This is a genomic window from Aurantimicrobium minutum, assembly GCF_029893825.1.
Lineage (GTDB): Bacteria > Actinomycetota > Actinomycetes > Actinomycetales > Microbacteriaceae > Aurantimicrobium > Aurantimicrobium minutum_C.
In genome coordinates this window covers 141,243-164,365 of the sequence record NZ_JARXXV010000001.1, presented here as the reverse complement: position 1 = coordinate 164,365, position 23,123 = coordinate 141,243, and the positions used below count along the sequence as shown (strand labels likewise).

Genomic DNA, 23,123 nt, shown 5'->3' with positions numbered 1-23,123 from the left:
CATGTTTCACCGTAGGTGGAGCCACTGACATTCACTGCCAGAAAGGATCCTCCGTGGATAACACGTGTAAACAAGTGCATGTGTAGGAGACTAGCCGTTTTCGAATACATATTCGAACAAATATCGGCGTGTTGGAAATTACTTTTTCGGCTCCGGCAGGCCTACTCCATACCAGCGACTCGGCGGAACATCAGCAGCTTTGACTAACGCAAGCCACACATCGCGAGCAGGAATTCCCTTCCGCAATGCTTCAGCTGAGGTTAGAGAACCGAGTTCGGAGAGGACGAGATCGTTGACCACTACTCGCCCGTATGCCTCACCGAACTCATCAGAGACGGCACGCCAAAATTCGCTGAGGCGCACGTGCGCTACTAGCGGGTTGCAGCGAAGTCGTTGACGAACTCGTCAGGAACTGTGTCTGGAATCGCGCGCATGGGCTCGATGCCTTCAATCACAGCAAGACGGTCTCCCACTTCACGCATAATCTGCGAAATGGGGGTATCGAGAGCATCAGCTACTGCAGCAAGAATTTCTGAGCTTGCTTCCTTTTGGCCACGCTCTACTTCGCTCAAGTAACCGAGTGCAACGCTGGCCTTGCTTGCAACCTGTCGCAGGGTGCGACCTTTTTGCAGGCGGTAGTCGCGCAGAACATCGCCGATTTCCTGTCGAACAAGAATCATGGTGCCTCCCTACGCTTGTGAACCTTTCGGTTCCTCTACATCTATAACCCATGCTAGCTCCAGAAACCTGAAAACCAGATGTGAGTCTGCTTGTATCAACTTAGGTTACGACAGTTTTATTCCCAATTCATTCACGAAATCATTGTGGCAAGCATTGAAAGGGCAGATTGCACGGTCAATGCGCGAATTTCATTGCGTGTTCCAGCTAGCGAAAGCTCCTGGACGCGGTTTTTTTCACCCCACACACACGCAATAAATACCGTTCCCACTGGCTTGCCATCTTGAACATCTGGACCCGCAACACCTGTTGTGGAGATTCCAATATCGGCACCAAGCCGAACCGCCACACCTCGTGCCATTTCCAGCGCGACGTCTGCATCAATAGCACCCACAGAATCGAGAAGATCCTGTGGCACACCTAACACGGACGCCTTAAGGTCTGTTGAATAGGCGACAACGCCACCGCGCACGACAGCAGATGCCCCGGAGACTTCAGTCAGCTCAGCACACAGCAATCCCCCGGTGAGAGATTCCGCAACGGCAAGGGTCAGACCACGGGTGGTCAACCGAGTGATGAGTTCGCCATGCATGGAGGTTACTTGCCTGCTTGCGAAGAAGAGAGCTTCTTGCTTTGACGCCATGCGTCGACAAGGTAGTCAATACCCGTCCAGACCGTGATGATGGTTGCTGCTGACATCAAAACGATGTTGATGATGTTGGCCGAGTCACCAATGAGTGATTGCAACGGAAGCAAGGCGGCAGTAATTGCAACAAACTGCGTGATGGTCTTGATTTTGCCACCGCGAGAAGCTGGAATCACGTGATCACTGAGAACGGCGAAGCGGAATATGGTGATACCAATTTCGCGCAGGAGGATCAGGCCTGTAACCCACCAGGGTAACTCCCCCAGAATGGACAAAGTAATCAGCGCACCACCGGTGAGAACCTTGTCCGCAATCGGGTCGAGGAGTTTCCCGAAGTCACTAACCACGTTGTATTTGCGAGCTAGATAACCATCCACACCATCGGTGGCCATTCCCGCGACAAATAGTCCAGCTCCCCACCAGCGCAGGGGTGAGGTGACGTCAGAACCCGCTGTGAGCAACATCCAAATAAATACCGGAGCGAAGAATATCCGGACAATTGTGATGGTGTTGGGTACGTGCTTCATAGGCTCAAGGCTAGTCGCGCCCGGTCAAACCCCAGGCATCTTCATCGCCTTCGTCGCCGTCAACTTCTTCCATACCTGCACTCATTCCCGCAACGGGGTCATTGGCATAAGGGTCGGAAACCATACTGACGGCAGGAGTTGATGATGGTGCAGGTGAGATATCTTCACCCTTGAGCTTGGCCAGAACTTCTGGGAGTTGTTCCTGTGAAACCAAGACGTCACGTGCTTTGGAGCCCTCAGAAGGGCCCACAATTTCTCGGCTTTCCATCAAGTCCATCAGGCGTCCAGCCTTGGCAAAACCAACCCGAAGCTTGCGTTGAAGCATGGAGGTGGAACCAAACTGGGTTGAGACAACGAGCTCAACGGCTTGCAGCAGTACATCAAGATCGTCACCGATATCAGCATCAATCTCTTTACGCTCAGCTGCTGCAGCAACGTCCTGGCGATACTCAGGCCGTGCTTGCCGCGTGACGTGGGTGGCTACCTTATGAATTTCTTCTTCAGAAACCCACGCACCTTGAACACGAATTGGCTTGTTTGCACCCATGGGGAGGAACAACGCATCACCTTGTCCGATGAGTTTGTCTGCTCCTGGCTGATCCAAGATCACTCGAGAGTCCGTCACACTCGTCACGGCAAAGGCAAGACGTGAGGGAACGTTTGCCTTAATCAAACCAGTAACAACATCGACAGATGGGCGCTGAGTTGCCAACACGAGGTGAATTCCCGAAGCGCGAGCTAACTGGGTGATTCGAACCACGGAATCTTCCACGTCTCGTGGAGCCACCATCATGAGATCCGCAAGTTCATCTACGACGACGAGCAGGTATGGGTATGGACGAAGCTCACGCTTACTATCTGGTGGCAACGTGATCTCGTTGTTTACCACCGCGCGGTTGAAGTCATCAATGTGACGGAACCCGAAGCTAGCCAGGTCGTCGTAGCGCATGTCCATCTCTTTAACTACCCATTGCAGCGCTTCTGCCGCCTTCTTGGGGTTCGTGATGATGGGAGTAATCAAGTGTGGGACGCCTGCATACGGGGCAAGCTCTACTCGCTTAGGGTCAACCAGAACCATGCGGACTTCTGCAGGGGTTGAACGCATCAAGATACTGGTGATCATCGAGTTCACGAAGCTGGACTTACCTGAACCAGTTGAACCAGCCACTAGAAGGTGGGGCATCTTTGCCAAGTTGGCAACTACGAAACCACCTTCAACGTCTTTACCGACGCCAATAGTCATGGGATGTTCACTGGAGGTGGACGCATTCGAACGCAGCACATCGCCGAGGGTCACAATTTCACGATCGGTATTGGGAATCTCAATACCGATAGCGCTCTTACCGGGGATGGGTGAAAGGATTCGAACTTCGTTCGATGCCACCGCATAAGAGAGGTTTTTAGACAGTGCGGTAACACGCTCAACCTTGACGCCGGGGCCCAATTCAATTTCGTAACGGGTCACTGTAGGTCCACGGCTGAACCCCGTCACGGTCGCATCGACCGAGAACTGCTTGAGAACCTCAGTAATTGCTCGCACTGCTTCATCGTTTGCGGCAGAACGCGTCTTGGCAGGAGCTCCCTGAGCCAATGCATTTGCTGGCGGTAAGCGATACACAGCAGCAGGGCCCTTCGGCACTGGAGGTGCCACAACGACCGCTTCGTCCACACCGGCTGCTTCTGCCGTGGCAGCAACAACAGTAACGGGAGCAGTCGAGACATCGTCCTGTGCCGCAACTGCGGCGACATCGGTGACGACTTCACCCGTGTGGAACACTCGGACTGCTTCTTCGGCGTTGGTGAGTTCTTCAAGAATGTCGAGATCAGTTATTTCCCGCGTTGCGGCGAGGTCGACTGCGTGTGCAGCAGGGTCTGTGATGACCGGTGAATCGAAAGCTGCTTCGGTTTCACGACGACTGCTATTACGGCGCCACCACGGCAAGGAAGAGGCCTCCACCGGATCAAGATCGAGGATTTCAATCTTTCCGGTCTGATGTGCCTCTGTTTCGGCGTGAGCGCCAAAAAGATAGTTGTACAGCTCACGGAACCGTGCCCCAATACGGTTGGGAGGTGTCTTCGTGATGATCAGTAGTGACAGCGCAATGAGGGCAATCATGACAAACACAGCGCCCACAGAACTAATCACCGTTGACAGTGGAGATGCCAAAATCCAACCCAACAAACCACCAGCATCTGCCAAAGCAGCGGGGCCTTGAGAAGGATCTGGCTGACCACCAAAAACTTGGGCTAAGCCTGCTGCAGCCATCAGCAACAACGTCAGGCCAACACCAATGCGATTGTTGTCGTTGACGGAACTTGGGTGACGGAAAAGCCAAATGGCCATCAACAGCATGACAACAGGCAGGCCATAGGCAATTCGTCCGAACAAGCCCCCAATAGTCCAGTCATTGATGACCTGGGCGATCTCGTTATTGGGCAGGAACCACTGAGTAATTGCACCAACGATGGCTAACAGAACTAGCGTGAACGGAACACCGTCACGGCGTTCATCTTTGGCAAACTTCTCCGGTCCCAGCATGCGCGCAGCACCACCAGTGATGTGTGCCAGCGACATCCACAACCAGGCAATACCGGTGTAATTACTGCCGCCGTTAGAGCTCTGAGAACGACTATTCGCTGAAGATTTCGTGGACTTCGATGTGGAGGTACGCGAACGAGAACCACTACCTGAGCGGGAACGCGAATTACTGCCTGAAGCCATGCCTCAAAGTTACGCGAGAGCACGGACTTTCCGCGTGATTACTGGCGAGTGTCCAGATAAACGAATGCCCCGCTACCTTTCGGAGCGGGGCATTCATTCGGAGGGAGGGAACCCCTATTCCTTGATCCAAGCGGTGGAGTTGCCTGGAAGCTTCCCCTCCACCAATGGAGCACTGGTGAGTAGAACCGTGCCCACGGGAAGGGCCACTGGCTTCTTCCCGAAGTTTGTGATGTTGTGCCATCCGTTGTCGCGCTTGAAGTGCACAACCTTACGTTTGCTGGGTACCCACTCCAGAGTTTCTGAAGTGAGCAATTCCTTACGAAGCTTGAGTGCAGCGCGGTAAAGCTTGAGAGTTGAATCTTCCTGCTTTTCTTCAAATTCAACGGAGAAGCCTGCAAACCAGGTCGGCTGAGGCAGATGCGCTGCCCCCGTGCCGAAACCGAAGGATGAGCCAGTAGTTTCCCATGGCAATGGGACACGGCAGCCATCGCGTCCCTTGCGAGTCATACCGTCACGAAGCCAAATGGGGTCCTGAAGTACCTGGCCAGGAAGGTCCGCCACCTCGAACAATCCCAGTTCTTCACCCTGATACATATACGTGCTACCAGGAAGCGCCAAGAGCAACATTGTTGCTGCACGTGCACGAGATTGACCGAGCTCACGATCGAGTTCAGGGCTGTTGCCATCGGTCATGACCCACTTTTCGTAGTCTGTCTTCTTGGGCAGACCGTAACGAGTTGCATGACGAACGACGTCGTGGTTAGACAGAACCCACGTTGAGGAAGAACCTGACTTTTCAGAGAGATCTAGGTTGAACTCGATGCTCTTCTTGAATTTCTTCGCCGACCAAGGCGCAGCAAGCAGATCAAAGTTGAACGCCTGACCGAGTGTCTCCATGCTGGCGTAGCGAGGGCGACGCTCAGCTGGAACCCAAGCTTCTGCTACAGCAACACGTGGTGGGTTGTACGAGTTGAAGATTTCACGCCATCCCTTGTAGATCTCCATCACATCATCACGGTCGAAGAGGTGGTGTGAGCCATCGAGGGGAATGTGCTTCACATCGTAATTTTCGATGTGTGGGTATGGCTCTGACATGTCCTTCTTGAGTGCATGTGCCACGTCAATGCGGAAACCATCAACACCACGGTCAGACCAGAAACGCATGGTCTTCTTGAAGTCTTCAATTACTTCTTCGTTATCCCAGTTGAAGTCTGGCTGTTCAGGAGCAAACAGGTGCAGGTACCACTGGCCTGGAGTTCCATCAGCATTGGTTGTTCGAGTCCACGAGGTGGGACCAAAGTGGGAAGGCCAGTCGTTGGGTGGGAGTTCTCCACTTTCACCCTTGCCGTCGCGGAAAATGTAGCGATCACGAGCAGCAGAACCTGGTTCTGATTGAAGTGCTTCTTGGAACCACACGTGCAAGTCAGAAGAGTGGTTAGGTACCACGTCAGCGAAGACTCGAATGCCTCGGTCGTGGTATGCCTTAATCATCTCGTCAAAGTCAGCAAGGGATCCCAATTTGGGGTCTACGTCGCGGTAGTCAGCAACGTCGTAACCTCCATCTGCAAGAGCAGAGGGGTAGAAAGGGCTTAGCCAAATTGCGTCTACACCGAGTTCAGCAATGTAGTCAGCCTTTGAGGTGATGCCCTTGATATCGCCAAGGCCATCGCCGTTGGAGTCTTTGAAGGATCGTGGGTACACCTGGTACACAACGGCTTGACGCCACCAGTTTTCATCACCTGCGAGGAAAACAGAGTCTGACATGTTTTTCAACTTTCGCTATTTACTGTGTTACTTCGATTTTCGTCGACGCGCGTCGATACTACGCCAAAATAAGGGGGCATGGTCAACCAACAAGCCGACCACGCCCCCAAATAATTACTTGGTAGATCCCATCGTGACACCGCGCATCAACGACTTCTGGAAGATGAAGAAGAAGATGATCGATGGCAGTGAGCCCAATAGTGCTGCTGCTGCTAGCTGTGTTGGGTCAGTGGTCCACTGACCAAAGACAACACCCAGACCAACAGTGACGGTTTGGTTGTCATTCGATGGCAGCAGAACCAACGGAATCAAGAACTCGTTCCAGTTATAGATAAAGAAGAACGTGAACAGAACCAACAACGTTGGACGAAGGAGCGGGAACACAATCTGGGACAGGATTGTCCAGGTTGTTGCGCCGTCAATCTTTGCTGCTTCAAGCATTTCTTCTGGGAACTCGTTCAGGACAGAGCTGAGCATGTAGGTTCCAAATGCAGTGGACAGTACTGCGTAAATGATGATGACCGAAAGCAAGCTGTCGTAGAGACCAATGCTCTTTGCCATGTTGTAGAAGGGGTAAATCAACGCTTCCTGGGGAATAGTGAACGCGATCATGAACAGGGCAAGAATCCAGAAACGGCCACGAACTCGACCAATACCAATCGCAAAAGCAGTAAATAGGCTCAATACGATTGCAATCAATGCGCCGGAAAGACTGCTAATGACGGAGTTCCACAACTTACGTGGGAAATCAACCGCGTTCCAGAAATCAATAACGTTGGTGAGGTCGAAACCCATGGGCAGTGCCAAGGGGCCGCCGTTGACGAATTCAGACTCGGTCTTCACCGAGTTGATCAGCGCCATGTAGAACGGCAGCAACCAAGCCAGGGTGCTAATTGCCAAGATAGCAAAAACGATCCAGCCTGAAATGCCGCGCTTTTTCAGCTCTACTTTCTTTGCCTTCAATGGCTTGGGGGAAGGAGCCATTGGGACTTCTAGTTCCATACTCATCGCTTGTTAGCTCCCTCGCTCTGGCGGTTCTGAACATAAAGAATGACAATAGCCATCACGGTCAGTAGCAATGCAAGAACTGTCGCAACAGCAGCACCGTAGCCAACCTTTGTGGTGGTGAAGAAGTTGAAGTAGGAGAAGTAGGCAGGCACCTGTGTTGCGTTACCAGGTCCACCCTGAGTCATCACGTAGATCGGTGCGAAAACCTTCAGTGCCGCAACTGTTGTGGTCAACAGAACAACACCGATTTCAGGGCCGAGCTGAGAAAGGATGATGATGCGGAAACGCTGCCACCATGATGCGCCATCAATCTGGGCTGCTTCACTCAGTGAAGGGTCCAGACGAGACATACCGGACATGAAGATCACGATGGTGTAACCAATTTGCAGCCACACCATGATGACCGAGAGGGTCCAGAACGCCAAGTTGGCGTCACCGAGCCAGTTGGGCTGCGCAGCAATGCCCATGTTTTGAAGAACAGTGTTGATCACACCGGTGCTGGGAGAAACCAGCCATACCCACATAATTCCTGTAATTGTCAGAGGAACAATCTGAGGAATGTAGAAACCACCACGCATGACGGTCGTAGGGGCATTTCCGAATCGAGGCTCGATGTAGTCAAAGAGCAGGGCCGCAATGAGCAGACCTAAGAAAGTGGGGACAATCGACATAGCGCCGATGAATCCGATTGCGTGGAGGAATGACTGCCAAAAAACGTCATCGCCGGCCAACTTGATGTAGTTATTGAAACCGACCCAGACGGGCTTACCCAAACCGTTCCACTTGGTGAAACTGAGGTAGATGTTCCAGACGAATGCAGTTCCGATCAGACCGACGAACGCAATCAAACCTGGGATGAGGTAGAAGTAATAACCTCGGCGCTGATTCACAGCTTCAGAACGCTTGCGAGCGAGCGACTTGGCCTTAGAGGTTGTTATCGACATTGGATTTCCCGTCTCACGGCTTTGTGATGTTTTACCTGTTTAGTGTGAAAACTGGTGCGGTGCAAGATGTGCACCGCACCAGTTTTCTTGTTTGGTACTAGTTAGCTACCTGAGGTTCTACTTATGGCTTGTTCTGGTCGTAGAAGTCCTGCAGGGTCTTGACGTATGCAGCTGCGTCGCCGTCAGAGAAGAGCTTCTGACCTGCTGCGAGCTGGATGTCAAAGTAGCCAGGTACTGGCCAGTCAGGGTACATACCCAGTGCATCGTTATCAAGAATCTTCTTGAACTGTGCGTAGGTCTTTACCGTGAGTGGGTTGGTGAGTGCAGCCTCGTCAGCGAGGAGAGGAAGACCACCGTTGTTACCGAGCATGTTCTGGTACTCAGGAGAGAGGATCATGTTGATGAACTCTGCAGCCCAGTCCTTGTGCTTTGAACGCTCTGGGATAACCAGGAGGTTACCTGCAGAACCAACAGAGAGACCACCAGGCATGAGGAACTTGTTCCACTCGAAGGATACAGAGTTCTTCTGCATACCCTCGTCGAGCCAGGTACCACCGTAGATCAGTGGGCACTTGCCAGCCTGGAAGGCTGCAACTGCGTCATCTGCACCGATACCGGAAGCGTTGGGGTCGAAGTAACCCTTAGCGATCCAGTCAGAGATGGTGTTTGCTGCGTAGGTCCATTCCTTGGTCCAGTCAACTGGCCCAGCGAATGCCTGGAAGTTGTTGACGAACTTCTGGTCAGCCTGAGACAGTGCGAGACCGTATGCCAGGTGAACGTTCTGGTATTCCTTAGCACCGATGCACTGAGTCTGGCCAGCAGCCTTGAGGGTTGCGAGGTCAGCTTCGAGCTCTGCCTGAGTGGTAGGAGGAGCGTCAATGCCAGCAGCCTTGAATGCGTCTACGTTGTAGAACCAAGATGCGTACTCACCGTAGGTAGGAACACCGTACAGTGAACCGGAACCCATGATGCCGTCGGTGTACTCACCGTAAGCGAGTACGGACTGAGGAAGCATGGTGTCCCAGCCGTATTCCTTAGCGTACTTGTCGAGGTTGGTCAGCAGACCTGCCTGAGAAGCGGAACCAGCGGTAGCGTTACCCTTGTTCCACTCAGCGAGGTCGGGAGCCTTGTCGGAGTCGAGAATTGCGTTACCCGACTTCTGGATCTGGTCCCAGGTCTTGAGCTCGAACTTGACGGTTACGTCAGGGTGAGCGGTCTTGAAGGCGTCAAGTGCAGCAGCCCAAGTGGTGGCCATTGCGGTGTCCTTCTCGTACCACCATACGGTGAATACGTTGCTGTCAGCAGAAGGAGCACAAGCTGAGAGAGTTCCCAGCGAAAGTGCACCAACAGCTACAGCAGCAGCGACGCGGATACCGCGCTTGCTTTCTAGCTTCATGTGATAGTTACCTTTCTCAGTGGTGACCAGGTTGATCACGCAACTTCTTTGGTGCTTCCAGGTTTCGACGCGCGTTGTCGACGCGCGTCGATAGGAAGTAATCTACCCAACACTTTTGTCGAATGTCTAGCCAAAATCAAAGAATCTTTATTTTCGTAACCGAATCGTGATTCTTGAGGGATTTGTTCCCTCAACCGCTTTATTCAGGGGCGGGGCCGGTGCTGCCTCGGTCAGCAAATACTGGCGCAGAAAGGTGCTGAAGAACAGACTTATTGTCACCATTGAGTCGGGCAATAAGGTACTGGTCGGCCATTCGACCTAGATCCTTACCTTCTACTCCGATAGTGGTTTGTGAAGGCACCGTCATGTTTGCCGCGATCTCAGAAATACCAAAAGACATGACAGAGAATTGTTCAGGAATGCTGAGGTCATGAGAGGCAAGCACTTCAAGGGCTCCCACCATTGCTGATTCGTTCAGGCTAATGACTGCAGTAACAGGTGGGGTTGAGGTAAGAAGTTCTTCCATGGCAGCACGACCTGCACGGATCGTTGCGGCTACGTGCTTAGGGTGCAAGGTGATGCCCGCACGGCCAGCTTCTTCGTGTAAACCGGTTTCGGTTCGAACACCAGGACCATATCCCACATTAATGAGCTCATCAGCAATACCGATGTAGCCAACTTGTTTGTGACCGAGGTCACCCAAGTGGCGGATAGCCAGTGGCCCCCACTGAGAGAAGTCTGCGTCGACGTAGGTGAGCTTGGAGGGATCTTCGGTACGCCCGATCAGACAGAACGGCATGCCGGCCTCAATAAGCACGGGCACGCGTGGATCCTCAGAACGGACTTCCATGAGTAGAACACCGTCTACTAATCCCTGGTTCACAATCTTTTTGAGAGACTCAATATCTTCAACCGCATTAGGCCACAGGAGAAGTTGATAGCCATCTTCAGCCACCGCCTCATTGGCGGCCTGGACGTACTCGAAGTCGGTCTCGTTGAAGCCACGCTCCCCCACCGGGAACAACAGTGCCAGAATTCCTGAGCGCTTTCCGGCGAGCGCTTGTGCCATTGCATTGGGAACATAACCCAATTCCTTCATGGCAGATTCGATGCGTTCTCTCGTCTCTTCGCTAATGGGACGAACGCCGGTCAGCGCATAACTCACCGTGCTCTCAGAGACACCTGCAAGACGTGCAACATCAGCGCGCGTTGCTTGCTTGGGCTTCTTCGATGAGGGCACATCGAAAGCCTAGCGAATTCGTCGACACGCGTCGACTACTTAATCGACGATGAATTCCTACTGTGTAGGCACAGGAGATGGAGTCGCAGAACTGAGCAACTTCTTGGCATCTTTACTGAAACCATAAGTGGTGGCAAACATTGTGGTCTGATTTGCACCATTTGCCGCAGTGGTCACAATCGCTTGAGTCATCAGATCTTTTTCAACGGAGATCTGAATAGAAACTTCGGTGTCTTGAATTTTGAAGGTGTTATCCGAGAGTGTGATGGTTGCTTTGTCACTGAGGTTCTTCGACACCAAATTCAATAACGCAGTGATGCGGATCATGTCAGTCGATCCGAGCTGTGGAGCATCTGTCGTGTCGAGGTCTTGGAATGCAACCTGCTTATCTGCTTCTGCCGAGGGGTCGTAGAGCAGCACATACCGCTTAGTGCCGACATAGACAGTCTCAGTACCGCCCTCAGCCAAGTACTTCTTCTCAGAAGACTTCAACACAGTGGTCAGCGCATCCTTCGCGGCAGCACCTGAGAGGTTGCGGTTGTCCGTCGTGCTACATGCAGCAAGGACAACACTGAGGAGCACAGCGAAAACTGGAAGAAGAAAGGAGCGTCGAGACATGAGGTACAGCCTAGCCCGGAAAAACTGAACAACCGCTGGTAATAAACTCACTGCCATGCCCCTTTCGAGCGCTGAAGACTGGCTCTGGGATTCCTGGTACTGCTTTGACAGGGACGTATTCCACGCTTTCCACCTCACTGCTCCTCGATCTTTGGGAGACACAGATCTTCGTCACCACAATGCCCGGGTCGGTCATTCAATTTCTCGAGATCTACATAACTGGGAAGAGCTTCCCGATGCTCTCCTTCCCAGCACCGGAAATGCCTTCGATAACAAAGCCATTTGGACTGGAAGTGTGGTCAAGCACGCAGGACTCTGGCACATGTTCTACACCGGAATAGATAAGGAATCAGTCGGCAAAATACAGCGCCTTGGCCATGCAATCTCAACAGATTTAATGCAATGGGACAGAGTTTCTGAATCCCCGATTCTCATCGCAAATTCACGATGGTATGCCACGGCAGATACAGACTTTCGTGGTGAAAAACCATTTAGAGATCCCTGGGTCTTCTTCCTTGAGGAAGATCAACTCTGGCACATGCTCATCACAGCGCGTGAAGGAGGAGGAGCCGAGAAAGCCGCAGGCACTATTGGCCACGCCACCTCATCAGATTTGTACAGCTGGGAATTGAAGGAACCGTTATGCCATGAATCTCAGTTTGGGCAAATGGAGGTTCTTCAAGTGGAGCAAATTGACGGCAAGTGGTTTGTAATTTTCTGCACGAGCCCTAGCGACGTGTGGGATTCGCAAATTTCTGCTGCCTATGCAACATATAGCGCACCTGCTGATGGCCCACTTGGTCCATTCCATCTGGAAAAGTCAGTTCCCCTCAACGGTGGGGGGATCTATGCAGCACGTATCATTCGAGATGCTGAGAATAATCCGCTACTGATTGGTTTTATAGATAACGGTGATCCGGGCGGATTCACGGGAACCATTTGCGATCCACTTCCTTTAGAAGTTGATGCTCGGGGCTGCCTCGTAACGAAGAAAACTACGCTTCAATAACCAGTGGAATAATCATGGGGCGACGACGGTAACCCTTAGAAACCCACTGTCCAACTGTTCGGCGAATCACCTGCTGAAGAGAGTGAGTGTCGCGAACACCGTTGTGGGCGGCTTCCTGAAGCGCCTTCGCAATTGCTGGCTTGATCTCATCAAATACGGCATCGTCTTCTGCGAATCCCTTGGCGTGAATCTCTGGCCCGACAATGATCCTGCCTGTTGCCGGATCCACAACAACGATGATCGAGATGAAACCTTCCTCGGCCAAGATGCGTCGATCTTTGAGATCGTTGTCGGTGATTTCACCCACGCTTGATCCATCAACATAGACATACCCAATATCGAGCTGGCCTACTACCCGAGCAATACCTGCCCTGAGGTCGATGACTGTGCCATCTTCACCCAGGATGGTTCGGTGTGCATCAACGCCTGAGTCAATGGCAAGGTTTGCATTGGCGACAAGGTGGCGGTATTCGCCATGGACGGGGAATACGTTTTTGGGCTGCAGGATGTTGTAGCAGTAGAGCAACTCCCCCGCTGCGGCGTGGCCAGAAACGTGGACCTTGGCATTGCCCTTGTGTACGACTTTGGCACCGAGCTTGGTAAGACCATCAATGACGCGGAACACCGCGTTCTCATTACCTGGAATCAAACTCGACGCCAAAATGACAGTGTCACCTGGCCCCACCTCAATCTGGTGTTCCAGGTTTGCCATGCGTGCAAGCACTGCCATGGGTTCACCCTGTGATCCAGTGGACATGTAAACCAGACGGTCATCTGGAAGTTCTGCTGCCTTCTTGGCATCGATAATGGTTCCCTCAGGAACTTCGAGGTAACCAAGCTCAGCAGCAATACCCATGTTGCGAACCATGGAACGCCCCATCAATACGACATGCCTGTTGTTGGCAACTGCAGCATCAATGACCTGCTGAACGCGGTGAACGTGGGAAGAAAAACTTGCCACAATCACGCGGCGCTTGGAACGGTGAATCACGCTTTCCAGGACTGGACCAATGTCACGTTCCAGCGGAGTAAATCCAGGAACATCGGCGTTTGTTGAATCTGGCAAGAAGAGGTCAACACCTTCCTCACCCAGGCGAGCAAAAGCTCGCAAGTCGGTGAGGCGACCATCGAGGGGAAGCTGATCCATCTTAAAGTCACCGGTGTGCAGCACTAAACCAGCTTCTGAACGAATTGCCACAGCCAGTGCGTCGGGGATGGAGTGGTTGACTGCAACAAACTCCAGTTCGTAGGGACCGAACTGTTCCTTGTCGCCCTCTTTGACCTGCAGTGTGTAGGGCTGAATCCGGTGCTCTTTGAGTTTGGCTTCAGTCAACGCCAGGGTGAGCCCAGAGCCCACCAACGGAATGTCATTCTTCAAACGCAGCAGATAAGGAACTGCACCAATGTGGTCTTCGTGTCCGTGGGTGAGCACGATAGCGAGAACATCGTCCATCCGATCACGGATGTAGCTGAAGTCAGGAAGAATCAGGTCGACACCTGGCTGGGTTTCTTCAGGGAAGAGAACACCACAGTCCACAACAAGCAGCTTGCCGTTGAGCTCATAGACGGTCATGTTGCGACCAATCTCTCCCACTCCTCCGAGTGGGACTACGCGCAGCGTTCCGTGTTCTAGTGCAGGTGGATCAAAAAGTTCGTTAGGCATATTCCTCTTAGGAAAGTGGGTAATTTCTACCCCATTGACACCAGAACGGTCGCGCTGGCGAGTGTGGTACTACCTTGTAGTACCGGCGATTTTGGGCAATGCTCCACCAGCGGCGGCATTGCGGTCAGGGCGGAAGTTGGAGAAGTCAACGCCTTCGATCGAACCAACGAGAGAAATCTCGTCTTCAATCTTTGCTGCTTCCCACTCTTCTGGACCCACGAGCGGAAGACGAACACGAGGGCTACCGATACGACCCAAACCGTGCAGAACATACTTGGCTGCCACGGTGCCGGGAACGTGGGTCATGATGGCGCGAACGAGAGGCTCGAGTGCCTGGTGTTCAGCAGTGGCTGCAGCAAGGTCACCGCGGTTTACTGCATCAACCATGGCGCGGTAGGGAGCAGAAGCAACGTTAGCGGTCACACCGATGAGCCCGGAAGCACCGATGGCCATGTGGGGCAAGACATTGGCGTCATCGCCTGAGAAATACAGAAGATCAGTCTGGTTGAGCACCCGGCTCACTTCACTAAAGTCACCCTTAGCGTCCTTGACAGCAACAATGTTGGGGTGTTTTGCCAAGCGCAAAATGGTTTCGTATTGGATCTGAATACCCGCACGACCAGGGATGTCATACATGATGAACGGCAGGTCAGTAGCGTCAGCAACCATGCGGAAGTGGGTGAGCACTCCGGCTTGAGTTGGCTTGTTGTAGTAGGGCGTGACAGCCATGATGCCGTCAGCACCAGCCTTGGCGCTCTTCTTTGCCAGTTCAATCGCGTGGGCCGTTTCGTTTGAAGGACCACCCATGATGATCTTGGCTCGGTTACCGGCAACCTTCTTGCCCACCTCAACAAGCTTGACCTTTTCAACGTCAGTCAGAGTCGAGGTTTCACCGGTCGTGCCGGTAACAACGATGCCATCAGCACCATCTGAAATGACATGGTCAATGTGCTTCTCGACATCATTCCAATCCACTTCGCCATCGGCGGTGAACGGGGTTACGAGTGCGACAAGAACTTGTCCGAAGGGGTTTTCTGCGTTGGCCACAGATTAAGCGTATCTAACGCGTGGGATTACGGCGAAACCCGACCGTGCTCGTTGAACGCTGCGTAGGTCAACGGCATGAGCTTTGCCCACTCGTCTTCCATCTTTTCAGCGACCATTTCAATTTCACGCTGAGGGAATGAAGGGAAGTGTGTGCCTTCACGCTTGGTGCGAAGTGACAAGAAGTTCATCAGCGAGCGCGCGTTCATGGTGACATACATCGAGGAGTAGGTCGCGACAGGAAGAACACCACGTGCAACCTCACGAGCAATACCTGCCTCAAGCATGCGCTCGTACTCTTCATACGCGACAGTCACGGCACGCTTAGTTGCCTCCTGGGTCAGAGCAGTCTGCTCTGCTGAACCGGGAACAAAGTCATACGCGCCAGGCTTACCAACCTGAATCAGGTTGCGGTCAGCGGCGGGAACGTAGAAGACGGGGTTGAGCTCACGGTATCGAGCAGATTCTTCGTTGTAGGAAGCAATGCGGTGACGCATAAACTCGCGGAAAACAAAGATTGGTGCCTGAACGTAAAACGTCATCGAGTTGTGCTCAAAAGGTGAACCATGGCGATCGCGCATCAAGTAGTTGATGAGACCTTTATCGCGCTTCTCATCTTCAGCACGTGACTCAGCGGTGTGCATGGACTCTTCCAGAGTCTGTTCCCCTTGAGTAGATACGCGAGCAGCAAAAAGCACGTCGGAATCATGGGCGCTAGAACGCACCAATTCAACAGTTACATCAGAACGAAATTCAATCTCAGCCACGTCATAAACCTTAGCTGGAAATACAACACTCCCCCTGCTCACACGCGCACAAGCTAGTTGAGAACACCACTCGTGAGGCAGAATGCGTTAACCCTCCAATTTAGGAAAACCGATGAGCCTTCCCACCTCCCCTGATTCTCCAGTTCTTCTTGAGAAGTTGTCACTTCTCACTCTTGAAGAAAAAGTGTCACTCCTTACCGGCGCAGACATGTGGTCGACCACTGCCATCCCCAAGATAGGGCTTCGTCGAATTGTTGTATCTGACGGTCCCAGCGGTGTTCGTGGAGAGACGTGGGATGAGCACAGCCCCTCGTTGAACCTGCCCTCGGCATCTTCATTGAGTTCCACCTGGAATCTCTCTGCTGCTTTCAAGGCAGGGGTGTGCGTCGCAGGTGAAGCCCGACGCAAAAGCGTAGATGTGGTGCTCGGCCCCACAATTAATCTCCACCGCTCTCCCCTAGGTGGCAGACACTTCGAGGCGTTTAGTGAAGATCCCATCCTTACGTCGGAAATCGCCTCCGCGCTGATTGAGGGAATCCAATCACAGGGAGTCGGAGGTTGCCTCAAGCACTATGTGGCAAATGACTTTGAAGAGGACCGGAATACCGCAAATGTTGAGGTTTCTGACCGGGCACTGCGAGAGCTGTATCTTCTCGCCTTCGAGAAAGCGGTTGTCGAAGCGCGCAGTTGGGTAGTGATGTCTTCCTATAACTCCATCAACGGAGTGACCTCTAGCGAGAATGATCTTCTGGAAACCCCTCTGAACAGCGAGTGGGGTTTCGACGGAGTGGTAGTCAGTGACTGGTTCGCCTCCCACAGCATTAACAGTGCCCGCGCATCACAAGACCTCTTGATGCCTGGACCCTTTGGCCCCTGGGGTCAGGCGCTCGTAGATGCTGTCCGGCAGGGCGAAATCGACGAGTCCGTCGTTGATCGCAAGGTGTTGAGGTTACTTCTTCTCGCCTCGCGCGTTGGCGCATTGGATGGCGTCGATTACACAGCACCACCGTTGGTTCAGGTTGACAACCTCACGGTTGCACGAGAGTTGGCTGTTGAAGGTTCTGTGCTTCTCAAGAATGATGGAAACCTTTTGCCACTGTCCGCTGACGTACAACGAATAGCAGTCATTGGCGATAATGCCCTCCGTGCACGAACGCAGGGTGGAGGTAGTGCGACTGTCGTTCCTGAGAGCATTGTTACTCCCCTCGACGCAATCACAGCACGCTACCCACAAGCACACGTGAGCTATGCCATGGGCGCCATTGTTCATGAAGGCGTCGTCGAATTTGATGCTGGTTCCATCCGCAACCCACTTACAGGGGAACAGGGTGCGCGAGTGAGCTATCTCGACTTTGACGATCAGATTATCCGCGAAGAAGATCGCTTTAGCGCGACCATCATGATTCTTGACTTGGGTGATCAGCGTCAGAACACAAAGACCTTCCGATGGGAAGCGCAGTGGACTGCAGATGTTTCCGGAGAAATCCTTTTGGGCCTCACTGGCATTGGAGAAGGTCGTATCTTTATTGATGAGGAACTCATCGGCACAACCTCCACGAAGCTCACGAGCAAGGACCCCGGAGGAGCTATCTTCTCCACGCCTTCTGCAAGTGTCCCCGCCGTGGTCATGGCTGACAGAACTTATTCTCTTCGCTGTGAAATAGATCTTGATCCTGAGCAGCCATTCATGACAGCGGTGTGTGGCATCACATCATTTACTGCAAACCCTCAGTCTCTGATCGATGAGGCCGTGTCTTCAGCTCGCGAAGCAGATGTCGCCATTGTGGTTGTGGGAACAAACGCAGCAGTCGAATCCGAAGGCTTTGATCGAAGCTCCCTTGCACTTCCTGGCCTTCAAGACGAACTCGTTTCCCAGGTCACCAAAGCAAATCACAACACAATTGTGGTGGTGAATTCTGGCTCTCCAGTTCTCATGCCGTGGCGAAATGAAGTCTCGACCATATTGGTGACCTATTTCGCTGGGCAAGAATTCGGTAATGCCCTGGTCGATATTCTCAGCGGAGAAGGTGAGCCCGGTGGTCGACTACCCACCACCTGGCCCAGCACAGAATCTGATGTTCCCATTTTGGACACATCACCCAAGAACGGTGTTGTTCGCTATGACGAGGGAATCCACATTGGCTATAAAGCGTGGCTCAAGAACAACACTGCACCAGCTTTTTGCTTTGGTCACGGTTTGGGATACACCTCCTGGCATGTGGGAATCCCAGCTATTTCGGAAGAACACAATGGCGCAAAGATTGAGCTGAATCTCACCAACACCGGTAACCGCGCAGGTAAGCAAGTAGTCCAGGTTTATGCATCCAGATCAGAAACCGCTATTGATCGTCCGGCACGTTGGTTGGTTGGATTCGCTTCAGTCTGGGTTGAGCCTGGTTTCAGTGAACAGGTTTGTATTTCTGTTCCCCTACGGGCTTTTGCACACTGGGATGGTCATTGGAATTACGAACCTGGTGAGTTCACACTTCACGTCGGCACTTCGCTGGAGAATGAGGCACATCGCTTAAGTTTCTTTTTGTGACATCTTCCCTGTCCTGAAGCAGGTAGTGAGATTTAGTCTGGACAGACTATGGACCTCTCTCTGATTCTGTTGCTGCTGGGCGGCCTGATTGTGGTGTCTACTGCACTTGGGCTGATCATCAAGACAGCAGAGGGTCGAGTGAAAAAACAAGATGGGCTAACTCGCATTGATCCGGAGATCTTGGGAGAAGGAATTGAGTTCGGAAAAATAGGAACTCTGCTTCAGTTCAGTACCGAGTTCTGCACCAAATGCCCCGGTACACGTAACTACCTGGAACGTGTTGCCACGGAGCACCCTGGCGTCAACCACGTCGAAGTTGACCTCACCAACCGTCAAGATTTAGCCCAGCAATTCAACATCTTGCAAACCCCCACCACGTTCATCCTCGATGACAGCGGAGCAGTAGCTGCGCGCATCGGTGGAACACCACGACCCGAAGCAGTCACCACTGGTTTGGAAATCGCTATCAAGAGAGAGCACGACAGCTATGTCATCTAACAAGCCCAACCCCCTCGCAGCTAAGCCTGGAACACAAGGTATTGATCCTCGTGGCCCACGCTTTGGCGCCACCCTCACACTTATCACTCTCTCAATTGAGTTGATCCTGTTGCTGGCAAACCCCGAAGCACTCTCGAGTAGCAATTCTCTGGCAGGCAACTTCTTCACACCCGCTGGACTTCTGTTGACCTACATCACTGTGATCTTCGCCATTGGTGCATTCGCTGGCATTGCTAAGCACCCCTATGGCGCTATCTTCAAGGCCCTGGTTCGTCCTCGCCTTGCGGCACCGACTGAACTTGAAGACCCTAAGCCCCCCACATTTGCGCAGCTGATTGGTTTCATTATTGCTCTTGCTGGTCTGGTCTTTGCCGTGCTGGGAATCAGCACTGGCGCAATCATCGCAATGGCTTTTGCCTTTGTGGCAGCATTCCTCAACTCGGTATTTGGTTACTGCCTCGGTTGCCAAATCTATGTCTTGTTGGTGCGCGCGGGTATCGTGGGACGCGGAAGCGCTTCCGCCTAGCTCACTAATCTTTCGAGCCACGGCCGCTTCCAGTTATGGAGGCAGTCGTGGCTCGATCGTTAACGGTTCTCATCGCCGGTGGCACCGGGATGATTGGCACTGCACTCCGGGGAGAACTCGAAGTAGCTGGCCACACAGTGTTTTTGCTCTCTCGCTCAGCAGGTCCTGGGCGAATTCAGTGGGAACCCGGAAACTCAGCGCTCAACCTTGATGAGATTGCTCAACAGCATGGTCACATTGATGCAGTTGTGAACTTGGCCGGTTCCACCATCAGCAAAATGCCGTGGACTGCAAAGACCAAGCACGACATTCTCTACTCTCGACTGTCGTCAACCACTGCGATTGTGGAAGGTATTGCTTCAGCTTCTAACAAACCTCAGGTGCTCGTCCAAGGCTCAGCCGTAGGATTCTATGGGGACCGTGGCAATGAAGCGTTGACAGAAAATTCAGAACACGGTTCAGGTTTTCTGGCCGATGTTGTTGCCTCGTGGGAAGCTGCTGCGCAGCCTGCGGAGAAGCACACACGTGTGGCATATGCGCGCACAGGTTTGGTTCTTGGCAAAGCAGGAGCTCTCGGTCCGCTTCGACTCATAACTCAGCTCTTTGCCTCCGGGCCATTAGCCGGCGGTAAAGACTGGTGGCCGTGGATCAGCCTCAGAGATGAAGCCCGTGCATTAGCTTTCCTGATTGAGAATGAGATTGCAGGTCCGGTCAACCTCGTTGCCCCCACACCTGCAACCTCTGGCACCGTCATGAAAACTCTTGCCCGGCAGATGAAACGGCCCTACTGGTTTCCCACACCAGGCTTTGCCATCTCACTGATCCTTGGCCAAGCCGGGCGTGAGCTTCTGCTTTCTAGTCAAAAGATCGTCCCTGAGGTGTTGTTAAGTTCTGGTTTCACTTTCACTGACAGCGATATTGAGGATGGCGTGCGCTCTGCTCTGGGATAACGTGGAGGTATGGGTGTACGCATCGAAAAAATTGACCTCCCCGGTTTTGGAGTACGTCACGACGTCGTGACACAGGATGGCCAGCATATTGGTGTCCTCAGCTTCAGAGACGGCCATCGTGAAGTTGCTCTCTACGATCCAGAAGATCCAGATGCCATCCTTGGCTCTGTCTCTCTGACAGGCGATGAGGCATCTGCACTTTCGGACTTACTCGGGCACGCAGCATTACTGAGTCAGCTCTCTGACCTCGGTAATGGAACTATCGGATTGTTTACTGAACAACTGGTCCTACCTTCTGACTCTCGCTTTTTAGATCGCCCGTTGGGTGACACTCAAGCACGAACCAAAACTGGTGTGTCTATCGTGGCCATCTTGCGCGGCAATGATGTCATTCCTTCACCCACCCCTGCAGAGGTGTTGCGCATGGATGACCTCATTGTCGCTGTGGGCACTCGCGAGGGCTTAGACAAGCTAGACAAACTACTGGCACACAGTCAGGTTTAGCCATGCATGACGAGACCTGGATGCTCATTGAGGTAGGAGCACTGCTCTTCGGCCTCAGTTTGCTCGGGCGCCTCGCCATCAAATACGGCCAATCCCCCATCCCTCTCTATATGACGGCAGGGCTAGTATTCGGCTCTGGTGGTCTGCTCCCGCTGCACGCAAGTACTGATTTCCTCAGCTCCGGCGCTGAGCTTGGTGTTGTGCTGTTGTTGGTCATGCTCGGTTTGGAATATTCACCTACAGAATTGGTAGGTAATCTCAAAAGCTCTGCTCGTGCGGGAATCTGGGATGGATTGCTCAACGCAGTGCCCGGCGCTGTGTTCGCACTTATCTTGGGCTGGGGTCCCATCGCCGCACTCGTCATGGCCGGCGTCACGTGGGTCTCCTCCTCCGGGGTGATTGCTAAAGTTTTACGCGACCTGGGACGACTCGGTAACCGTGAAACTCCAATCGTGTTGTCGGTATTGGTGTTGGAAGACCTCGCCATGGCCTTCTACCTCCCTATCCTCTCTGCAGTTGTCATTGGGGCCAGCCTGCTCGAAGGCGCAATAACCGTTGCCATTGCTGTGGGCTCCGTCACCATCGTTCTCTACCTCGCTGTGCGTCACGGTAAGAAGCTATCTCGCATCTTCCACCCAGAGCAGCCAGAAACCCTCCTGTTGGGAGTTCTTGGCCTCACAATGCTGGTGGCAGGTCTTGCTTCACAGGTTCAAGTTTCGGCGGCTGTAGGGGCTTTCTTAGTGGGTATCGCCCTCTCTGGTCAGGTTGCCCACAACGCCGAGAAACTACTTGCACCACTGCGTGATCTCTTTGCGGCAATCTTCTTCGTGTTTTTTGGTTTGACCACGAATCCAGCAGATATTCCAGAAGTATTTATTCCTGCGCTTATCCTCGCTGCGATCACCATGTCCACCAAGGTGATGACTGGATATCTTGCTGCCAGAAAGGCAGGCATTGGTCGCCCTGGTCGCTGGCGTACGGGTGTTGCCCTGATGCCTCGTGGTGAGTTCACGGTGATTATCGCCGGCCTTGCTGTGAGTGCCGGTGTTCAGCCCCTGATTGCACCGCTAGCTGCCACCTACATGCTTATCACGGTCATCTCAGGACCGGTCTTGGCACGCATCACAGACACAGCCTGGTTCAAGCAGAGAATGAAAGCAGCAGCTAAGCGCGAGGGTGCGCTTGTTGGTAGCTCGAAGTAAGTCTTTCCATCGACACGTGGGTGTATATCTGCGTTGTCCCCATGCTGGCATGACCGAGCATTTCTTGCACAATACGTAAATCTGCACCGCCATCAAGCAAATGGGTTGCCGTGGTGTGACGCAATGAGTGTGGACCGGCAGGTCCACTGCCTCCCAGCGGTTCCAATAGCGAGGCAACGAGTGCATAGACCGCACGGGTACTGAGCTTCCCTCCACGAGCACCCACAAAGAATGCATTGGTGTGTGGCTTGCCTTCAACCAACATCTTGCGCGAACGAGTCAGGTAGTCGGTCAATGCCGATGCTGCCGGGATACCAAATGGCACGATACGTTCTTTCGATCCCTTACCCATGACTCGAACTGTCAAGCGATCAAGATCCACATCTCCTAGGTTCAAGCCCACGAGTTCTGACACACGTAAGCCAGAAGCATAGAGCAACTCAATGATGGCCAGATCACGCAGTGCAATAGGCTCCCCTTCGGCAGCTGTGTCTGTCAATTTCTCAAAGATGTCCTCCAGTTGAGGCAGAGATATCACTCGCGGGAGTGACTGATCTGCTTTAGGAGACTTCAGGCGGGCTCCAGCATCTGCTTGAGTGAGCCCTTGTCTGCGCATCCATGCTGTGAAGCTGCGCACACTTGCCGATCGACGAGCAAGCGTCGTTTTTGTCAGTCCAGATTGCGCCGATTCGTACAACCAATCCCGCAGGAACTCAAGTGTGATGCCATCGAGGTTCTTTACTGCCCTGCGTTCGGCATAGTTGGCCAAATCTCGCAGATCTGAGGAGTATGCCTTGATGGTGTGCTCGGAATAGCCACGCTCAGCACCCAGATAGGCCATGAAGCCATCCAGGGCGCTCTCTAGTTGCATGCTT

General features: G+C 53.0%; 22 protein-coding genes. 7 read left to right on the top strand and 15 right to left on the bottom strand.

Annotated features, from left to right (window positions below; genetic code table 11):
* Positions 1–138: 138 nt before the first annotated feature.
* The 11 genes from M2120_RS00730 to M2120_RS00680 all read right to left on the bottom strand — a co-directional run bounded on the left by M2120_RS00730 (position 139) and on the right by M2120_RS00680 (position 11,543).
* The gene (locus tag M2120_RS00730) at positions 139–363 is read right to left on the bottom strand and encodes a DUF3046 domain-containing protein (RefSeq protein WP_280796826.1); all 225 of its coding nucleotides are present in this window, start codon (positions 361–363) and stop codon (positions 139–141) included.
* 8 nt (positions 364–371) lie between these two features.
* Entirely contained in the window at positions 372–680 is a 309-nt protein-coding gene (locus tag M2120_RS00725) for a helix-turn-helix domain-containing protein (RefSeq protein ID WP_280796825.1), read from the bottom strand.
* A gap of 131 nt (positions 681–811) precedes the next feature.
* A complete protein-coding gene (locus M2120_RS00720) occupies positions 812–1,270 on the bottom strand; it encodes a CinA family protein (RefSeq protein ID WP_280796824.1) in 459 nt (152 codons plus the stop codon).
* A gap of 5 nt (positions 1,271–1,275) precedes the next feature.
* Entirely contained in the window at positions 1,276–1,851 is a 576-nt protein-coding gene (gene pgsA / locus M2120_RS00715; protein WP_280796823.1) for a CDP-diacylglycerol--glycerol-3-phosphate 3-phosphatidyltransferase, read from the bottom strand.
* A 10-nt stretch (positions 1,852–1,861) separates the two neighbouring features.
* Positions 1,862–4,573 (bottom strand): FtsK/SpoIIIE family DNA translocase, encoded by a 2,712-nt coding sequence (locus M2120_RS00710; protein ID WP_280796822.1) that lies wholly within the window; start codon positions 4,571–4,573, stop codon positions 1,862–1,864.
* 114 nt (positions 4,574–4,687) lie between these two features.
* Positions 4,688–6,337, bottom strand: coding sequence for a glycoside hydrolase family 13 protein (locus tag M2120_RS00705; RefSeq protein ID WP_280796821.1), 1,650 nt, complete (start codon positions 6,335–6,337; stop codon positions 4,688–4,690).
* A gap of 114 nt (positions 6,338–6,451) precedes the next feature.
* Positions 6,452–7,321, bottom strand: coding sequence for a carbohydrate ABC transporter permease (locus M2120_RS00700; RefSeq protein ID WP_280796820.1), 870 nt, complete (start codon positions 7,319–7,321; stop codon positions 6,452–6,454).
* A gap of 20 nt (positions 7,322–7,341) precedes the next feature.
* Positions 7,342–8,289 (bottom strand): carbohydrate ABC transporter permease, encoded by a 948-nt coding sequence (locus tag M2120_RS00695; protein ID WP_280796819.1) that lies wholly within the window; start codon positions 8,287–8,289, stop codon positions 7,342–7,344.
* Positions 8,290–8,410: 121 nt separating this feature from the next.
* On the bottom strand, positions 8,411–9,685 hold the full coding sequence (locus M2120_RS00690) for an ABC transporter substrate-binding protein (protein WP_280796818.1): 1,275 nt from the start codon (positions 9,683–9,685) through the stop codon (positions 8,411–8,413).
* Positions 9,686–9,884: 199 nt separating this feature from the next.
* A complete protein-coding gene (locus M2120_RS00685) occupies positions 9,885–10,925 on the bottom strand; it encodes a LacI family DNA-binding transcriptional regulator (RefSeq protein ID WP_280796817.1) in 1,041 nt (346 codons plus the stop codon).
* A 57-nt stretch (positions 10,926–10,982) separates the two neighbouring features.
* The gene (locus tag M2120_RS00680) at positions 10,983–11,543 is read right to left on the bottom strand and encodes a hypothetical protein (protein ID WP_280796816.1); all 561 of its coding nucleotides are present in this window, start codon (positions 11,541–11,543) and stop codon (positions 10,983–10,985) included.
* 55 nt (positions 11,544–11,598) lie between these two features.
* Between M2120_RS00680 and M2120_RS00675 the strand changes: the two genes are divergently transcribed.
* Positions 11,599–12,552 carry a glycosyl hydrolase family 32 gene (locus tag M2120_RS00675; protein ID WP_280796815.1) on the top strand — a complete coding sequence of 318 codons (954 nt, stop codon included), beginning with the start codon at positions 11,599–11,601 and terminating at the stop codon, positions 12,550–12,552.
* Here M2120_RS00675 and M2120_RS00670 read toward each other — a convergent pair.
* The 3 genes from M2120_RS00670 to thyX form a co-directional block, all read right to left on the bottom strand.
* The gene (locus tag M2120_RS00670; protein ID WP_280796814.1) at positions 12,539–14,215 is read right to left on the bottom strand and encodes a ribonuclease J; all 1,677 of its coding nucleotides are present in this window, start codon (positions 14,213–14,215) and stop codon (positions 12,539–12,541) included. The genes M2120_RS00675 and M2120_RS00670 overlap by 14 nt on opposite strands.
* Before the next feature lie 69 nt (positions 14,216–14,284).
* Complete coding sequence (dapA, locus tag M2120_RS00665; RefSeq protein ID WP_280796813.1) at positions 14,285–15,262, bottom strand: 4-hydroxy-tetrahydrodipicolinate synthase; 978 nt, start codon at positions 15,260–15,262, stop codon at positions 14,285–14,287.
* Positions 15,263–15,288: 26 nt separating this feature from the next.
* On the bottom strand, positions 15,289–16,026 hold the full coding sequence (gene thyX, locus M2120_RS00660) for an FAD-dependent thymidylate synthase (protein WP_280796812.1): 738 nt from the start codon (positions 16,024–16,026) through the stop codon (positions 15,289–15,291).
* A gap of 112 nt (positions 16,027–16,138) precedes the next feature.
* On the opposite strand from thyX, the gene M2120_RS00655 reads away from it, so the two are divergent.
* The 6 genes from M2120_RS00655 to M2120_RS00630 are packed head-to-tail and all read left to right on the top strand — an operon-like array spanning position 16,139 to position 22,248.
* On the top strand, positions 16,139–18,568 hold the full coding sequence (locus M2120_RS00655) for a beta-glucosidase family protein (protein WP_280796811.1): 2,430 nt from the start codon (positions 16,139–16,141) through the stop codon (positions 18,566–18,568).
* A 48-nt stretch (positions 18,569–18,616) separates the two neighbouring features.
* Entirely contained in the window at positions 18,617–19,066 is a 450-nt protein-coding gene (locus M2120_RS00650) for a TlpA family protein disulfide reductase (protein ID WP_280796810.1), read from the top strand.
* Positions 19,056–19,592, top strand: a complete 537-nt coding sequence (locus tag M2120_RS00645; protein ID WP_280796809.1) for a DUF4395 domain-containing protein — start codon at positions 19,056–19,058, stop codon at positions 19,590–19,592. Before M2120_RS00650 ends, M2120_RS00645 begins: the two co-directional genes overlap by 11 nt.
* A 47-nt stretch (positions 19,593–19,639) precedes the next feature.
* Complete coding sequence (locus M2120_RS00640; protein WP_280796808.1) at positions 19,640–20,542, top strand: TIGR01777 family oxidoreductase; 903 nt, start codon at positions 19,640–19,642, stop codon at positions 20,540–20,542.
* Between the two features lie 9 nt (positions 20,543–20,551).
* The gene (locus M2120_RS00635; protein WP_280796807.1) at positions 20,552–21,046 is read left to right on the top strand and encodes a cation:proton antiporter regulatory subunit; all 495 of its coding nucleotides are present in this window, start codon (positions 20,552–20,554) and stop codon (positions 21,044–21,046) included.
* Between the two features lie 2 nt (positions 21,047–21,048).
* A complete protein-coding gene (locus M2120_RS00630; RefSeq protein WP_280796806.1) occupies positions 21,049–22,248 on the top strand; it encodes a cation:proton antiporter in 1,200 nt (399 codons plus the stop codon).
* Here M2120_RS00630 and M2120_RS00625 read toward each other — a convergent pair.
* Complete coding sequence (locus M2120_RS00625; protein WP_280796805.1) at positions 22,211–23,119, bottom strand: tyrosine recombinase XerC; 909 nt, start codon at positions 23,117–23,119, stop codon at positions 22,211–22,213. The two genes, M2120_RS00630 and M2120_RS00625, sit on opposite strands and share 38 nt — an antisense overlap.
* Positions 23,120–23,123 lie beyond the last annotated feature (4 nt).

Coding starts and splice junctions, on each gene's coding strand:
- M2120_RS00695 (WP_280796819.1), bottom strand. CDS start 8,289: ATGTCGATAACAACCTCTAAGGCCAAGTCGCTCGCTCGCAAGCGTTCT.
- M2120_RS00720 (WP_280796824.1), bottom strand. CDS start 1,270: ATGCATGGCGAACTCATCACTCGGTTGACCACCCGTGGTCTGACCCTT.
- pgsA (WP_280796823.1), bottom strand. CDS start 1,851: ATGAAGCACGTACCCAACACCATCACAATTGTCCGGATATTCTTCGCT.
- M2120_RS00675 (WP_280796815.1), top strand. CDS start 11,599: ATGCCCCTTTCGAGCGCTGAAGACTGGCTCTGGGATTCCTGGTACTGC.
- M2120_RS00705 (WP_280796821.1), bottom strand. CDS start 6,337: ATGTCAGACTCTGTTTTCCTCGCAGGTGATGAAAACTGGTGGCGTCAA.
- M2120_RS00625 (WP_280796805.1), bottom strand. CDS start 23,119: ATGCAACTAGAGAGCGCCCTGGATGGCTTCATGGCCTATCTGGGTGCT.
- M2120_RS00635 (WP_280796807.1), top strand. CDS start 20,552: ATGGGTGTACGCATCGAAAAAATTGACCTCCCCGGTTTTGGAGTACGT.
- M2120_RS00700 (WP_280796820.1), bottom strand. CDS start 7,321: ATGGCTCCTTCCCCCAAGCCATTGAAGGCAAAGAAAGTAGAGCTGAAA.
- M2120_RS00670 (WP_280796814.1), bottom strand. CDS start 14,215: ATGCCTAACGAACTTTTTGATCCACCTGCACTAGAACACGGAACGCTG.
- M2120_RS00630 (WP_280796806.1), top strand. CDS start 21,049: ATGCATGACGAGACCTGGATGCTCATTGAGGTAGGAGCACTGCTCTTC.
- M2120_RS00645 (WP_280796809.1), top strand. CDS start 19,056: ATGTCATCTAACAAGCCCAACCCCCTCGCAGCTAAGCCTGGAACACAA.
- M2120_RS00710 (WP_280796822.1), bottom strand. CDS start 4,573: ATGGCTTCAGGCAGTAATTCGCGTTCCCGCTCAGGTAGTGGTTCTCGT.
- M2120_RS00655 (WP_280796811.1), top strand. CDS start 16,139: ATGAGCCTTCCCACCTCCCCTGATTCTCCAGTTCTTCTTGAGAAGTTG.
- M2120_RS00650 (WP_280796810.1), top strand. CDS start 18,617: ATGGACCTCTCTCTGATTCTGTTGCTGCTGGGCGGCCTGATTGTGGTG.
- M2120_RS00690 (WP_280796818.1), bottom strand. CDS start 9,685: ATGAAGCTAGAAAGCAAGCGCGGTATCCGCGTCGCTGCTGCTGTAGCT.
- M2120_RS00680 (WP_280796816.1), bottom strand. CDS start 11,543: ATGTCTCGACGCTCCTTTCTTCTTCCAGTTTTCGCTGTGCTCCTCAGT.
- M2120_RS00725 (WP_280796825.1), bottom strand. CDS start 680: ATGATTCTTGTTCGACAGGAAATCGGCGATGTTCTGCGCGACTACCGC.